The organism is Clavibacter michiganensis (assembly GCF_002151125.1).
Lineage (GTDB): Bacteria > Actinomycetota > Actinomycetes > Actinomycetales > Microbacteriaceae > Clavibacter > Clavibacter michiganensis_C.
On sequence record NZ_MDJZ01000017.1, the window covers coordinates 339,373 to 352,769 of the forward strand.

The 13,397-nt window shown below is 71.9% G+C and carries 15 protein-coding genes and 2 pseudogenes; 2 read left to right on the forward strand and 15 right to left on the reverse strand.

Annotated features, from left to right (window positions below):
* Positions 1 to 10 precede the first annotated feature (10 nt).
* Complete coding sequence (locus tag BFL37_RS13605) at positions 11 to 301, reverse strand: transcriptional regulator (RefSeq protein ID WP_086515623.1); 291 nt, start codon at positions 299 to 301, stop codon at positions 11 to 13.
* Entirely contained in the window at positions 294 to 977 is a 684-nt protein-coding gene (locus BFL37_RS13610) for a hypothetical protein (RefSeq protein ID WP_086515624.1), read from the reverse strand. The genes BFL37_RS13605 and BFL37_RS13610 overlap by 8 nt, the downstream gene beginning before the upstream one ends.
* Positions 978 to 1,146: 169 nt before the next feature.
* On the opposite strand from BFL37_RS13610, the gene BFL37_RS13615 reads away from it, so the two are divergent.
* On the forward strand, positions 1,147 to 1,818 hold the full coding sequence (locus BFL37_RS13615; protein WP_086515625.1) for a DUF998 domain-containing protein: 672 nt from the start codon (positions 1,147 to 1,149) through the stop codon (positions 1,816 to 1,818).
* Positions 1,819 to 1,844: 26 nt separating this feature from the next.
* On the opposite strand, the gene BFL37_RS13620 is transcribed toward BFL37_RS13615, so the two are convergent.
* Positions 1,845 to 3,824, reverse strand: a complete 1,980-nt coding sequence (locus tag BFL37_RS13620; RefSeq protein ID WP_086515626.1) for a cytochrome c oxidase assembly protein — start codon at positions 3,822 to 3,824, stop codon at positions 1,845 to 1,847.
* Between the two features lie 144 nt (positions 3,825 to 3,968).
* The gene (locus BFL37_RS13625; protein ID WP_012039622.1) at positions 3,969 to 4,256 is read right to left on the reverse strand and encodes an HU family DNA-binding protein; all 288 of its coding nucleotides are present in this window, start codon (positions 4,254 to 4,256) and stop codon (positions 3,969 to 3,971) included.
* A gap of 51 nt (positions 4,257 to 4,307) precedes the next feature.
* Here BFL37_RS13625 and BFL37_RS14900 point away from each other — a divergent pair.
* A pseudogene (locus tag BFL37_RS14900) lies at positions 4,308 to 4,493 on the forward strand (hypothetical protein); the annotation flags it as partial.
* Here BFL37_RS14900 and rpsN read toward each other — a convergent pair.
* The 11 genes and pseudogenes from rpsN to BFL37_RS13680 form a co-directional block, all read right to left on the reverse strand.
* Positions 4,404 to 4,694 (reverse strand): annotated as a pseudogene (gene rpsN / locus BFL37_RS13630) (30S ribosomal protein S14); the annotation flags it as partial. The pseudogenes BFL37_RS14900 and rpsN overlap by 90 nt on opposite strands.
* 2 nt (positions 4,695 to 4,696) lie before the next feature.
* A complete protein-coding gene (rpmG, locus tag BFL37_RS13635) occupies positions 4,697 to 4,864 on the reverse strand; it encodes a 50S ribosomal protein L33 (RefSeq protein ID WP_011187086.1) in 168 nt (55 codons plus the stop codon).
* A complete protein-coding gene (gene rpmB, locus BFL37_RS13640) occupies positions 4,864 to 5,100 on the reverse strand; it encodes a 50S ribosomal protein L28 (protein ID WP_015491494.1) in 237 nt (78 codons plus the stop codon). Before rpmB ends, rpmG begins: the two co-directional genes overlap by 1 nt.
* Before the next feature lie 177 nt (positions 5,101 to 5,277).
* A complete protein-coding gene (locus tag BFL37_RS13645; RefSeq protein ID WP_086515627.1) occupies positions 5,278 to 5,721 on the reverse strand; it encodes a Fur family transcriptional regulator in 444 nt (147 codons plus the stop codon).
* Positions 5,718 to 6,644, reverse strand: a complete 927-nt coding sequence (locus tag BFL37_RS13650; protein WP_086515628.1) for a metal ABC transporter permease — start codon at positions 6,642 to 6,644, stop codon at positions 5,718 to 5,720. Before BFL37_RS13650 ends, BFL37_RS13645 begins: the two co-directional genes overlap by 4 nt.
* A complete protein-coding gene (locus tag BFL37_RS13655) occupies positions 6,641 to 7,534 on the reverse strand; it encodes a metal ABC transporter ATP-binding protein (RefSeq protein WP_086515629.1) in 894 nt (297 codons plus the stop codon). The genes BFL37_RS13650 and BFL37_RS13655 overlap by 4 nt, the downstream gene beginning before the upstream one ends.
* Positions 7,531 to 8,484, reverse strand: coding sequence for a metal ABC transporter substrate-binding protein (locus BFL37_RS13660; RefSeq protein ID WP_086515630.1), 954 nt, complete (start codon positions 8,482 to 8,484; stop codon positions 7,531 to 7,533). Before BFL37_RS13660 ends, BFL37_RS13655 begins: the two co-directional genes overlap by 4 nt.
* A gap of 73 nt (positions 8,485 to 8,557) precedes the next feature.
* Positions 8,558 to 9,952 (reverse strand): dihydrolipoamide acetyltransferase family protein, encoded by a 1,395-nt coding sequence (locus BFL37_RS13665; protein ID WP_086515631.1) that lies wholly within the window; start codon positions 9,950 to 9,952, stop codon positions 8,558 to 8,560.
* Between the two features lie 41 nt (positions 9,953 to 9,993).
* A complete protein-coding gene (locus BFL37_RS13670; protein WP_086515740.1) occupies positions 9,994 to 10,959 on the reverse strand; it encodes an alpha-ketoacid dehydrogenase subunit beta in 966 nt (321 codons plus the stop codon).
* 86 nt (positions 10,960 to 11,045) lie between these two features.
* A complete protein-coding gene (locus BFL37_RS13675) occupies positions 11,046 to 12,158 on the reverse strand; it encodes a thiamine pyrophosphate-dependent dehydrogenase E1 component subunit alpha (protein ID WP_086515741.1) in 1,113 nt (370 codons plus the stop codon).
* 9 nt (positions 12,159 to 12,167) lie between these two features.
* Positions 12,168 to 13,244: a pyridoxal phosphate-dependent aminotransferase gene (locus BFL37_RS13680; protein WP_172403828.1), complete on the reverse strand. Its 1,077-nt coding sequence runs from the start codon at positions 13,242 to 13,244 to the stop codon at positions 12,168 to 12,170.
* Positions 13,245 to 13,397 lie beyond the last annotated feature (153 nt).

Sequence of the window (13,397 nt, forward strand, 5' to 3'; positions counted from 1 at the left end):
AGCCCCGTGCCTACGTGTCGAGCATCGCCGTGAGCGCCCGCCGGTAGTCCTCGAAGGCGCGGCGCCCGACCGTCGTGAGCGCCAGGTACGTCACCGGCTGGCGGCCCTCGTGCGTCTTCCGCACCTCCACGTAGCCGGGGTCCTCGAGCTTCCGGAGGTGCGTCGACAGGTTGCCGGCCGTCATGTCGAGGATCTCCTGCAGCCGCGGGAAGGACAGCGACTCCCCCGCGTCCAGCGTCGCGAGCGCGGCCACGATCCGCAGCCGCGCCTGCGCGTGGATCACGGGGTCGAGGTCAGCCAAGGCGGGCTCGCAGCGAGCCCCGGGCGCGGGCGCTCATCACGGCCAGCGCGATCCCCGTCACGAGGTACGACCCGCCGCCGAGCACCGCCATCGCGAGGTAGTTGCCGGGGTAGCCGAAGAAGGGCGCCGCGAGCGCGGCCACCACGAGGATCGACCCGAGCAGCAGCGACGAGCGCGAGTGGAACAGCGCCGCGGTCGACAGCAGCATGAGCCCGGCGACGAACGAGAAGCCCGACGGGTAGAAGATCGCCATCATCGCGCTGCTCGCGCCGTTGAACGCCAGCCCGACGCCGAGCACGTAGACCGAGGTCATGGCCACCGACCAGCTGATCCCGTACACGCGTCCCTGCCAGCGCGTCTCCCCGGTGGTGGCGAGGCCGGAGGAGCCGCGGATCCCGAGCACGATGCTCACGACGCTGGATGCGAGGATGAGCCCCGCGAAGATCCCGACGGCGACCGGCAGCGGCAGGCTCACCGCGTCCGATCCGTCGATGAGCCAGAGGGCCGTGTAGCCGAGGATCCACGCGACGCCCCAGCAGACCTCCATCACCCAGACGAACGAGGTCTGCGCGTCGACCGCGACCCGCCGCTGGTCCTCCATGAGCGCGTGCATCTCGCGCGGGTCGGGCGCGGGCCCGTCGTCGTCGACCGCGTCCTGGTGCATCGTCGTGTCCATCTCCGCCTCTCCGCGGACGACCCTCGCCCGCCGGGCTCCCGCCCTCGCTACTTTGTAACGCAAACTGCTTTGCCGTGTCAATGGATTTCACGGATGCGGTGGACGCCACGGTCGTCCGCCATCATCGAGGGATCGCGCGCCACCACCTGCGCGCGCCGGGAGGAGACCCATGAGCACCCGCACCCCCGCTGTCCCCCCGGCCGCCGGCGTCGCCTGGATCGCCGCCGCCGTCGTCTACGTCGGCACCGAGGCGATCGCCGCTTCCGCCTTCCCCGGTTACAGCTACTCCGCCAACTACATCAGCGACCTCGGCGTCCCCGACGTCGCCGTCTTCCAGGGCCGCGCCATCGACTCGCCGCTGCACGCGGTGATGAACGCGGGCTTCATCCTGCAGGGCGTGCTCTACCTGCTCGCCGCCGTGATCGCGACCCGCGCCCTCCGCGCCGGCCCCCGCCGCGCCTTCCTCGCCCTCGCCGCGATGCACGCCGTCGGGATCACCGTGGTCGGCCTCATCCACGGCAGCGCGTCGAGCGCCGCGAGCGGCATCGGCTGGATGCACGTGGTCGGCGCGGGGATGGCCATCATCGCGGGCAATGCCGCCTCGATCGTGGCGGGCTTCGGATCCGGCCGCATCGGAGCCGCACGCGCCTTCCGCGTCACCAGCGTGGCCCTGGGCGTCGTCGGCCTCATCGCGCTCGTCCTGCTCCAGACCCTCGGCGGGTCCGACATCGACGGGATCTGGGAGCGCGGCTCGGTCTACACGGTCACCGCGTGGGAGCTGACGGCGGGTATCGCCGTGCTCATGGCCGCCCGCCGTCGCCGCGGGAGCGCGCGCGACTGACCCGCGCCACCGGTCGCACGGGGGTGTCAGCGCCGCTCGGCCGCCTGCAGCGCCTCGAGGTTCCGGTTGTACGCCTCGAGCTCGGCATCGCCGTCGCGGTCGGCCTTGCGGTCGTACCGCACGGAGTCTCGCTTGTCGCTCTTGCTCCACATGACGGCCGTGACGATCGCGAGGATCACCGTGGGGATCTCGCCGATGCTCCACGCGATGCCGCCGCCGGCCTGCTGGTCGGCCAGCGCCGAATCGCCCCACGGCCGCCCCATCGCGCCGAACCAGTCCGCGAGCAGCAGCCCGGTGCCGGTCATGAGCGAGAGGCCGAAGAACGCGTGGAACGCCATCGTCGCGAGCAGCAGCAGCAGGCGCATGGGGTAGGCGAGGCGCACCGGCATGGGATCCACGCCGATGAGGTTCTGCGTGAAGAGGTACCCGACGATGAGGAAGTGCACGATCATCCACTGGTGCCCGATGTGGTCGGTCGTGGCCCAGCTGAACAGCGGCGAGTAGTAGAAGACGAGGAGCGATCCGGCGAAGAGCACGGCAGCCACGATCGGGTGGCCGACGAAGCCGGCGAACCTCGAGTGCACGGCCATGAGGATCCACTCGCGTCCGCCGCGGCTGCCGTCCTGCCGCTTGCGGATCGCGCGCATCGCCAGCGTCACCGGTGCGCCCGGTACGAGCAGCAGCGGGATCACCATGGCGAGCACCATGTGCGCCAGCATGTGCGAGCTGAAGAGGTACTTCTGGTAGACGTTCACGCCGCCGTTGGTGATGTAGAAGAGGCCGACCATGCCCGCGACCCAGAGGATCGAGCGGTGCAGCGGCCAGGCGTCGCCGCGCTTGCGGAGGCGGTGCACGCCGGCGAGGTAGAAGAAGACCCCGAAGGCGCAGAGCAGGATCCAGAGCAGGTCGAAGTTCCACTCGGTGAGGTAGCGCATGGGCGTCAGCTCGGGCGGCAGGGGCTCGCCGGTGAGGATCTGCGCGGGCGTCGGATCCGGCAGCTGCGTCGCGACGACCTGGCTCACGGGCGGCGCCGTGCGGGCGAGCGCCGCGGCCACGCCCGACGCGACGCCCATGAAGGCGAGCTCCGCCGTGACGAGCCACCAGAACGGGCCGCGGGCCGACGATCCGCGCTCCTCGAGCCGCCCGATGAGCACGCGCCGGTACGCGGCGCCGAACAGGCCGAGCGCCAGCAGCGCGGCGACCTTGATGAGAACCAGCAGCCCGTAGGCGGTCAGCAGCCGGTCGAGCGACCCGACCCGGATCTCCGCGCTCACGTACCCGGACGCCGCCACCACGACGAAGCACACGAGCGCGACCGCCGAGTACCGGCGCAGCACCGGCACGAGCCGGTCGCCGTCGAGCTTCGAGCGCAGCAGCACCATCGTGAGCAGGCCGCCCAGCCACACTGCGGCGAAGACGAGGTGGAGGCCGAGCGCGTTGACCGCCGCGTCGTGACCCTCGGTGCCGCCCGCGTGACCCTGCTGCGCCATGGGCACGAGGCCGCCCACGGCGATCACGAGCACGAAGGCGATGGCGGTGTGGTTCCGCACCGCGAAGCACAGCACCGTGACGGTCGCGGCGATGAGCGTGGTCGCGAGCCATGCCTGGCCCACGGAGATCTGCGTCAGAACCAGACCGAGGCTCGTCCCGAACTCCGAGCTGAAGGAGAAGGGGGTGCCGGAGACGCTGAGGAAGGTGAAGAAGGCGGTGATCGCGGAGGCGACCGTCCAGAGGGCCGCACCCGCGGCGGCGATGTCGAGCGCGCGGCCGTACTCGGCGCGCTGGCGCGAGAGGGCGAACGCGGCGAGCAGCAGCGCGCCGATCGCCGTCGCCGCCGAGATGTTGACCATCATCTTCGCGGCGGGCAGGCCGTAGCGGACCACGGGGCCCGCGTCCTCGAGCAGCTGCGGGGCGGCGCCTCCGCCGATGGCGAGCGCGGCCAGCAGCGAGAGGAACGCGACGAGGAGGAGGGCGGAGGGCCCCGCGACGCGGAGGAGTCTGGGCATGAGGGGATCAGCCTAGCTCGCGTGTCCTGACGGCCGGCTGGCCGCCGGCATCGGCACGAAAGCGGCGATCGGCGTGCCCCGGGGACGCGACAGCGGGGACGCCGACCGGAGTCGGCGCCCCCGCTGGGCGTGTGGTGAGGAGGACTACTTGACGGCAGCCTTGAGCTTGCTGCCGGCGGAGACCTTGACGCCCTTGGACGCCTTGATCTCGAGGGGCTCGCCCGTCTGCGGGTTGCGGCCCGTGCGCGCGGCGCGAGCCGTCTGCTCGAACGCGACCCAGCCCGGGATCGTGACCTTCACGCCGTCGGCGACGTTGGTCGCGACGGTGGAGAAGAGCGCGTCCAGGACGCCGTTGACGGCGGCCTGGCTCTGGCCCGACTCCGCGGCGACGGCGGCAACGAGCTCGGTGCGGTTGAGTGACTTGTCAGCCATGTGTGTCCTCCTCGGACCTGGTGCCGTTCTTCGCGAGCGGCCGTGTGGTGGATGGTGTCTGTCTACGTCAGCGGACCGCTCGAGCCGATCGAGGCCATCAGCGGTCCGTTCGGCCGTACGGCCGCTTGGAACCTACCAGCTGGACTTCGTGATGCCCGGAAGCTCGCCGCGGTGGGCCATGTCCCGGAAGCGCACGCGGGAGATGCCGAACTTCGACAGGTTGCCGCGGGGGCGACCGTCGATGCCGTCGCGCTGGCGCACGCGGACGGGCGAGGCGTCGCGCGGGAGGCGCTGGATGCCGGCGCGGGCCGCCTCGCGGCTCTCGTCGGTGCCGTTCGGGTCCACGAGGGCCTTCTTCAGCTCGAGGCGCTTCGCGGCGTACCGCTCGACGATGACCTTGCGCTGCTCGTTGCGGGCGATCTTGCTCTTCTTGGCCATGGTTAGCGCTCCTCGCGGAAGTCGACGTGCTTGCGGACGACCGGGTCGTACTTCTTCAGCACGAGGCGGTCGGGGTTGTTGCGGCGGTTCTTGCGGGTCACGTACGTGTACCCGGTGCCTGCCGTCGAGCGGAGCTTGATGATCGGACGGACGTCCTGCTGCTTGGCCATTAGATCTTCACCCCACGACCGAGGAGGTCCTTGACGACGGACTCGATGCCGCGGGCGTCGATGACCTTGATGCCCTTCGCGGAGAGCGTGAGCTTGACGTTGCGACGCAGCGAGGGGACGTAGTACGTCTTCTTCTGCACGTTGGGGTCGAAGCGGCGCTTGGTGCGCCGGTGCGAGTGCGAGATGTTGTGTCCGAAGCCGGGGACGGCGCCGGTCACCTGGCAGGTTGCTGCCATGGTTTCCTCCGTAGGTACCGTAGGGCGAGACCGCCCTACCCAAGATTTCTTGTCGGCACGCCGGGACCCCGGATCTCGGTGAGGAGGGGGATCGGCGTACATGCGAGCGGATGAGCCGCTCGGCCAAGGATCGAGGCTACGCGACGACACGCCCGGCCGCAAGCCGAGGGCCCGGAATCATGCGGATGCGGGGGTGCCCGACGGGCTGACCGCGACCTCGGCCGCCGCCTCGGCCGCCCGGCGCGTGCACTCGGCGCAGAGGCCGAACACGTCGACCACGTGGCTCGGCGCGGTGAAGCCGTTGCGCGCCGCGACGTCGTGCGCCCAGGACTCGACCTCGTCGGCCGCGATCTCGACGGTCTTCCCGCAGACGCGGCAGATGAGGTGGTGGTGGTGGCCGCCCGTGGCGCACGTGCGGTACAGCGCCTCGCCGTCGGGCGACTGCAGCGAGTCGGCGTCGCCCTCGGCGGCGAGGTCGCCGAGCGCGCGGTAGACCGTGGCCAGGCCGATGGGGGATCCCGCGTCGTGCAGCCGCGCGTGCAGCCGCTGGGCGCTCACGAACTCGGTGGAGGCGTCGAGCGCCTGGCGCACGGCCTCCCGCTGCCACGTGTTCCGCTTCATGCCCGTGCCCTCCCGGCGGGCGATCCTCCCCGCCCCGCCAGGGTACGCGTCCCGCCCGACGTGCCGCTGCGCGCCCGGAGGGCGTCGACGCCGCGGCAGACCAGGTAGATCGTGAACGAGATGGTCGTGACGTACGGGCTGATGGGGATGCTGCTGCCGAGCGCGAGCATGATGCCGCCCACGATGCTCGTGAGCGCGAACAGCACGCTGAGCGACACGACCACGCGCGGCGTCGACGAGACGCGCATCGCGGCGGCCGCGGGCGTGACCAGCAGCGAGAGCACGAGCAGCGCGCCGACGATCTGGATGGAGACCGCGGTGCCGAGCCCGAGCAGGATCATGAACACGATGGACAGCGTCCGCACCGGGACGCCGCGGGCGGCGGCCACGTCAGGGTCGACGCTCGCGAACATCAGCGGCCGCCAGACGACCGCGAGGCCGACGATGACCACGGCGCTGATGGCGACGAGGTAGCCGAGCTGCGGGTTGTCGACCGACACGATCTGCCCGGTGAGCAGGCCGAACTTGTTGCTCGCGCGGCCGTCGTAGAGCGCGAGGAAGAGGATGCCGAGCCCCAGGCCGAACGGCATGATCACCGCGATGATCGAGTTGCGGTCCTTCGCCCGGGTGCCGAGCACGCCGATGGCGATCGCGGCGATGAGCGAGCCGACCAGTGAACCGCCGACCACGTTGACCCCGAGCAGCAGCGCCGCCGCCGCTCCCGCGAACGACAGCTCGCTCACGCCGTGGACGGCGAACGCGAGGTCGCGCGTCATGACGAAGACCCCGATGAGGCCGCCGACGACGCCGAGCACGGCGCCCGCGATGATGCTGTTCCGCAGCAGCGCGACGAGCGCGCCGTAGTCGGAGAAGTCGAACAGGCGCGACCAGACGTCGCCCGCGTCGGCGAGCAGGTGGATCACGCGGCCCTCCCGTCGGAGGAGGAGGAGGACGAGGAGGCACTGGCGCCGTGCACGCCGTGCGGCCCGTGGTCGCCGTGCTCGTCGTGCTCCTCGTCGTCATGCGAGTGGTGGCCGTGCGGGTCGTCGGTGGCGCCGACCACGACGACGCGGCCGCGCACCCGCACCACGTCGACGGGCGTGCCGTAGAGCGAGCTCAGCACCTCGGAGTCGAGGACCTCGTCGGGCGTCCCGATGCGGAAGCGCCCGCCCACGAGGTAGAGCACGCGGTCGACCATGTCGAGCACGGGGTTGACGTCGTGGGTGACGAACACGACCGCGGCGTCGGTCTCCCGGCGGTGCCGGTCGATGAGCTCGCTGACCACGCGCTGGTGGCCGAGGTCGAGGCTGAGGAGCGGCTCGTCGCAGAGGAGGAGCCGCGGATCCGACGCCAGGGCCTGGGCCACGCGCAGCCGCTGCTGCTCGCCGCCGGAGAGCGTGGCGACCGGGGCGTCCGCGTAGGCGGTGGCGCCGACCGCGGCGAGCAGCTCGTCGACCCGGGCCCGCTCGGCCCGCCGGCCGACCGGCAGCCCCCAGCGGTGGCCGGTGACGCCGAAGCCGACGAGGTCGCGCGCCCGCACGGGCGTGGCCGCGGTGATGAGCTTCTGCTGCGGGATGTAGCCGATGCGCCGCGCACCGCGGCGCACCGGCTCGTCGAGGAAGCGCATCTCCCCCGACGTGAGGCGCTGGGCGCCGAGGACGGACTTCAGGAAGCTGGTCTTGCCGGATCCGTTCGGGCCGAGCACCGCGACGAACTCGCCGGGCGCCACGTCGAGGTCGAGTCCGCTCCACAGGGTGCGAGCGCCGAACGCGAGCGTCGCGTCCCGCAGGCTCAGGACGGGTGCGCCGGTCACGATCCCCGGATCGCGGAGGCCACGGCGTCGACGTTGGCGGTCATCCACTCAACGTACCCGCTGCCCGCGGGCAGGTCGGCGGGCAGGGTCTCCGTGACGGGCACGACCGGGACGCCGGCGGCGTTCGCGGCGGCGACCACCTGGTCGGTCGTGGCGCCCGTGGTCTGCGCGTTGTAGACGAGCGCGGCGACCTGCTTCTCCGAGAAGAGCGCGAGGGTCTCCTTCAGCACGTCGGCGGGCACGTCGGTGCCCTCCTCGATCGCCTCGCTGAACTCGTCCGGCGTGCGGTTCTCGAGGCCCATGGCGGTCGTGAGGTAGAGCGGCACGGGCTCGGTGATGGCGACGCCCTTGCCGGTGGCCGACGCCTTCGCGTCCGCCTCGGCCGACGCGATGCCGTCGAGCTTCGCGGTGAAGGCCTGCTCGTTGGCCTCGAACGTCGCGGAGCCGTCGGCGTCGGCCGTGGAGAACGCCTGCTCGATCTGCTCGGCGAGCTTCTTCATCGTGGGCACGTCGTACCAGACGTGCTCGTTGAACTCGCCCTCGGCGGGCTCCTGATCGTAGCCGGAGATGTCGGCCGCGTTGAGGAGGACCGGGGTCTGCCCGCCCGGGAGGGCGTCGATCATCGTGTCGACGAAGTCGTCGTAGCCGCCGCCGTTCTGGATCACGACGTCGGCCGTGGAGAGCGCCAGCTGATCGCGCGAGGTGGCCTGGTACTCGTGCGGGTCCTTGTCGGGGCTGTCGATGATCGACGTCACCTTCACGTCGTCGCCGCCGATCTGCTTGGCGATGTCGCCGTAGACGTCGGTCGAGGCGACGACCTCGAGCGTGCCGCCCGCGGTCGAGGATGCCGACGCGTCGTCGGAGGAGGAGCCGGATCCGGAGGCGCAGCCCGCGAGCGGGACGGCGAGGAGCGAGACGGCGAGCAGGGCGGTGAGGGGGCGACGGTTCATGGATCCGACGATACGGTATTGATAACCGGTATCAGGACCACGACGCCCCCGCTGTGGAGTCGCGGCACGCGCCTCACTCGAGGAGCAGCGCCGGCTCCTCGATGATGCTCGCGACGTCCGCCAGGAAGCGGCTCGCGACATCGCCGTCCACCACGCGGTGGTCGAAGCTCGCGCCGATGGTCGTGACGTAGCGCGGGCGCACCTCGCCGTCGACGACCCACGGCTTCTGCTTGATCGTGCCGAGCGCGACGATCGCGACCTCGCCCGGGTTGAGGATCGGCGTGCCGGTGTCCATGCCGAAGACGCCGATGTTGGTGATGGTGATGGTGCCCTGGCTCATGTCGGCCGGGCTCGTCTTGCCGTCGCGGGCCGTGAGCGTCAGCTGCTCGAGCGCGCGGGCGAGCTCCAGCAGCGACATCGCCTGCGCCTCCTTGACGTTCGGCACCACGAGGCCGCGGGGGGTCGCGGCGGCGACGCCGAGGTTCACGTAGTGGCGGACGATGATCTCCTGGTCGGTCCACGAGGAGTTGACCGTGGGGTTCCGGCGGACGGCCCAGATCATCGCCTTCGCCATGATGAGCAACGGCGAGACCTTCACGCCCGCGAAGTCGGTGGACGCCTTGAGGCGCTTGACGAACTCCATCGTGCGGGTCGCGTCGACGTCGACGAACAGGCTCACGTGCGGCGCCTGGAACGCGCTCTGCACCATGGCCGCCGCGATGACCTTGCGGACGCCCTTGACGGGGATCCGCTCCTCGCGCGAGTCCGGCCACTCGGGCGTCTCGATGTTCTTGAACACGCTCGCCTGCTGCGCGGTGCGGATGACGTCCTCGCGCGTGATCTCGCCGACGAGCCCGGTGGCCTCGACCTCCGCCAGGTCGACCTCGAGGTCCTTCGCGAGCTTGCGGATGGGGGGCTTCGCGATGATCGGCGCGGCGGATGCGGCCGGGACGGAGGCGGGGCGGGGGGCGCGGGCCGCCGGGGCTCCGGCCTGCGCGCCCGGACGGGCGGCGTGAGCGGCGTCGCCCGGCTCCGCGCGGCGACGGCGGCTGGCGACCTTGCCGACCGTGCCGTAGCCCACGAGGACGGCGCCGGACGTCTCCTCGGCGGCGGGCGCGGGCGGCGCGACGGGCTCGCGGTTCTCGATGGCCGTGTCGTCCTCGATCACCGTCTCGCCGGGCAGCGCCATCTGGGCGGGCGTCTCGGCGGGCGCGGACAGGCTCGGCGAGCCCTGCGCGATCGCGATGATGGGCGTGCCCACCTCGACCGTCTGACCCTCCTGCACGAGCAGCCCCGAGACGGTGCCCTCGAACGGGCTCGGCAGCTCCACGAGCGACTTCGCGGTCTCGATCTCGACGATCACCTGGTTGAGCGCCACCTGGTCGCCCGGCTGCACGCGCCACGAGACGATCTCGGCGTCGATGAGGCCCTCGCCCACGTCGGGCAGGGTGAACTCGGAATCAGCCATCGTGCGGTCCTCTTCTCCGTGCCGCTCAGGCGGCGGGGCGTCTAGTAGGCGAGCGAGCGGTCGACGGCCTCGAGGATGCGGTCGGCATCCGGGAGGTACAGCGTCTCGAGCTTCGCGGGCGGGAACGGGGCGTCGAAGCCGGAGACGCGGATCACCGGCGCCTCGAGCGAGTAGAACGCGCGCTCCGTGACGGTGGCCGCGATCTCCGAGCCGACCGACACGTGGCCGGGCGCCTCCTGCGCGACGACGAGCCGGCCGGTGCGCTGCACCGACTCGAGGATGGGGCCGTAGTCGACGGGCGACAGCGAGCGCAGGTCGACGACCTCGACGCTCGTGCCCTCCTCGGCGGCGAGCTCGGCCGCCTGCAGCAGCATCGCGACCATGGCGCCGTGACCGACGAGCGTCACGTCGGTGCCGGAGCGGACGACGCGGCTCTCGTGCAGGCCGATGCCGGGCGCCGAGAGGTCGACCTCGCCCTTCGGCCGGTAGCGCGCCTTGGGCTCGAAGAACATGACCGGGTCGTCGCTCCGGATGGCCTCCTGGATCATCCAGTAGGCGTCGTGCGGCGTGCTCGGGCTGACGACGCGGAGGCCAGGGGTGTGCGCGAAGTACGCCTCGGGGCTCTCCTGGTGGTGCTCGATGGCGCCGATGTGGCCGCCGTAGGGCACGCGGATCACGACGGGCATGCGCACGGCGCCCTCGTGCCGGTTGGTGATCTTGGCGAGCTGGCTCGTGATCTGGTCGAAGGCCGGGTAGATGAAGCCGTCGAACTGGATCTCGCACACGGGGCGGTAGCCGCGCATCGCGAGGCCGATGGCCGTGCCGACGATGCCGGACTCGGCGAGCGGGGTGTCGATGACGCGGCGGTCGCCGAAGTCGCGCTGCAGGTGCTCCGTGATGCGGAAGACGCCGCCGAGCGGGCCGATGTCCTCGCCCATGAGGAGCACCTTGTCGTCGTCCTCCAGGGCCTTCCGGAGACCGGCGTTGAGGGCCTTCGCCATGGGCATGCTCTCGATGCCGGCGGGGGCGCCCGTCCTCGTCGTCGCGGCGTCGTCGGATCCGGCGGGGGTGGCCGCGCGGTCGATGGTGTCGGTCATCGGTTCCCTCCCAGGGAGGCCTCGTAGCGCTCGAGCCACTCGCGCTGCTCCGTCGTGACGGGATGCGGATCCGAGTAGACGTGGTCGAAGATGCCGGGCAGCGCGGGGCTCGTCAGCTCGATGGTGCGGCGGCGGACGTCGGCGGCGAGGTCCTTGGCCTCCTCGTCGATGCCGTCGAAGAGCGACTGCGGCGCGCCCTGCTTCCGGAGGTACGCCTCGAGCCGGGCGATCGGGTCCTTCGCGACCCAGCCCTGCAGCTCGTCGTCGGTGCGGTACTTCGTGGGGTCGTCGCTCGAGGTGTGCGCGCCGACGCGGTAGGTGAGCGCCTCGATGAAGGAGGGGCCGCCGCCGTTCCGCGCGTCGTCGAGGTGCTTGGCCGTCACGGCGTAGCTCGCGAACACGTCGTTGCCGTCCACCTGCGTGCTGGGCACGCCGAAGCCGCGCGAGCGGAGGTAGAGGGGCGTGCGCGACTGCGTCGAGACGGGGACCGAGATCGCCCAGTGGTTGTTCTGGAGGAAGAAGACCTGCGGGGTCTGGAAGCTCGCGGCGAAGACGAACGCCTCGCTCACGTCGCCCTGGCTGGTGGCGCCGTCGCCGTAGTAGGCGATGACCGCGGTGTCGCGATCGGGATCGCCGGTCGCGACGTCGCCGTCGAACGCGACGCCCATGGCGTAGCCCGTGGCGTGCAGCGCCTGCGAGCCGATGACCAGCGTGTAGAGGTGGAAGTTGGCCGCGGCCGGATCCCAGCCGCCGTGCGTGACGCCGCGCATGAGGCGCACGATGTCGACCGGGTCGACGCCGCGGATGAGCGCGACGCCGTGCTCGCGGTAGGCGGGGAACACGTGGTCCTGCGGGCGGGTGGCCCGACCGGATCCGACCTGCGCCGCCTCCTGCCCGGTGCTCGGCGCCCAGAGGCCGAGGTGTCCCTGGCGCTGGAGGTTGGTGGCCTCGAGGTCGAACGCCCGCGTGAGGCGCATGTCGCGGAGGAAGCCGCTGTGGTCGTCCTCCGTGAGTCGCTCGAAGTACGGGAGGAACTCCTCGGCGGAGTCGCTCGGTGCGAGCTCGCCCGCGGGGGTCAGGAGCTGGACCGTCACATCGCTTTCCGGCATCATCCCAACCTACCGGCGCGCCGGGTGGCCCTCCGGCAGGCCCCGGACAATTCCCGCCGACGCGTTCAGTAGCTTCCGGACAGAGGCGGGCTCGCCGATCGTGACGCGGATCCCCTCGGACCCGAACGCCCGCACCACGAGCCCGACGGCCGCGAGCTGCGCCTCCACCTCCGCCGTCTCGGCGCCCGTCGCCAACCAGACGAAGTTGCCGTGCGGTCGTGGGACCGCCCAGCCCTGCTCGGTGAGCGCGCGCCAGGCCTCGTCGCGGTCCCGCGCGAGCACGGCCACCCGGTCCAGGAGCTCGTCCTCGTGCTCGAGCGACGCGAGCGCCGCGTGCTGGGCGTGGCCCGTGACCGAGAGCGGGATGGCGGCGGAGCGGGCGGCGTCGAGGATGCGCGGGTGGCCCACGGCGTAGCCGATGCGCAGCCCCGCGAGGCCGTAGGCCTTCGAGAAGGTGCGGAGGACGACGAGGTTCGGGTGGTCGGCCAGCAGGCGCATGCCGTCGAGGGCATGCTCCGGGTCGACGAACTCGCCGTAGGCCTCGTCGAGGAGCACGAGCACGTCGCGAGGGACGGCCGCGAGCAGGCGCTCGAGGTCGGCCTGGCTCACCAGCGTGCCCGTGGGGTTGTTCGGCGTGCAGACGATGACGACGCGCGTGCGGTCCGTGAGGGCCCGGATCATGCCGTCGACGTCGTGCGAGTGGTCCGGCAGGTTCGGGACGGGGACGCCCGTGGCCCCGGCGACCGTGATGAGCGTGGGGTAGGCCTCGAAGGAGCGCCAGGCGTGGAGGACCTCGTCGCCCGGACCCGCGGCTGCCGTGATGAGCTGCGAGAGGATCGCCACGGATCCGGCCCCCGCGTGCACGTGGTCGACCGTGACGCCGAAGCGCTCGGCGAGCGCCGTGCGCAGCAGGGTCGCGCCGGCGTCGGGATAGCGGTTCACGTCGCGCACCTGGTCGATGCGCGCGAGCACCGAGGGCAGCGGGTCGAAGGGGTTCTCGTTGCTCGAGAGCTTGAAGTCGTCCTCGCCGGCGGGCTTGCCCTGGCGGTAGGCGATCATGGCTGCGATGGCGGGACGGAGACGCACGGGGGCAGCGGCGTCGAGGCTCGCGTCGGCCGAGGCGGGGGCGGGCGCGGTCGCGGGCGCGGGGATCGCGGGGGCGGTGGGCGGCGCCGTCTGCGCGGGTTCGGGGGTCACCGGGCGATTCTACGGTCGGGTCGCCGCCGCGCCCATGGCCAG

Bases quoted from the DNA above. Each gene is read 5' to 3' on its own strand.
- BFL37_RS13610 (WP_086515624.1), bottom strand. From the start codon at position 977: ATGGACACGACGATGCACCAGGACGCGGTCGACGACGACGGGCCCGCG.
- BFL37_RS13615 (WP_086515625.1), top strand. From the start codon at position 1,147: ATGAGCACCCGCACCCCCGCTGTCCCCCCGGCCGCCGGCGTCGCCTGG.
- BFL37_RS13620 (WP_086515626.1), bottom strand. From the start codon at position 3,824: ATGCCCAGACTCCTCCGCGTCGCGGGGCCCTCCGCCCTCCTCCTCGTC.
- BFL37_RS13625 (WP_012039622.1), bottom strand. From the start codon at position 4,256: ATGGCTGACAAGTCACTCAACCGCACCGAGCTCGTTGCCGCCGTCGCC.
- rpmG (WP_011187086.1), bottom strand. From the start codon at position 4,864: ATGGCCAAGCAGCAGGACGTCCGTCCGATCATCAAGCTCCGCTCGACG.
- rpmB (WP_015491494.1), bottom strand. From the start codon at position 5,100: ATGGCAGCAACCTGCCAGGTGACCGGCGCCGTCCCCGGCTTCGGACAC.
- BFL37_RS13645 (WP_086515627.1), bottom strand. From the start codon at position 5,721: ATGAAGCGGAACACGTGGCAGCGGGAGGCCGTGCGCCAGGCGCTCGAC.
- BFL37_RS13660 (WP_086515630.1), bottom strand. From the start codon at position 8,484: ATGAACCGTCGCCCCCTCACCGCCCTGCTCGCCGTCTCGCTCCTCGCC.
- BFL37_RS13665 (WP_086515631.1), bottom strand. From the start codon at position 9,952: ATGGCTGATTCCGAGTTCACCCTGCCCGACGTGGGCGAGGGCCTCATC.
- BFL37_RS13670 (WP_086515740.1), bottom strand. From the start codon at position 10,959: ATGCCCATGGCGAAGGCCCTCAACGCCGGTCTCCGGAAGGCCCTGGAG.
- BFL37_RS13675 (WP_086515741.1), bottom strand. From the start codon at position 12,158: ATGCCGGAAAGCGATGTGACGGTCCAGCTCCTGACCCCCGCGGGCGAG.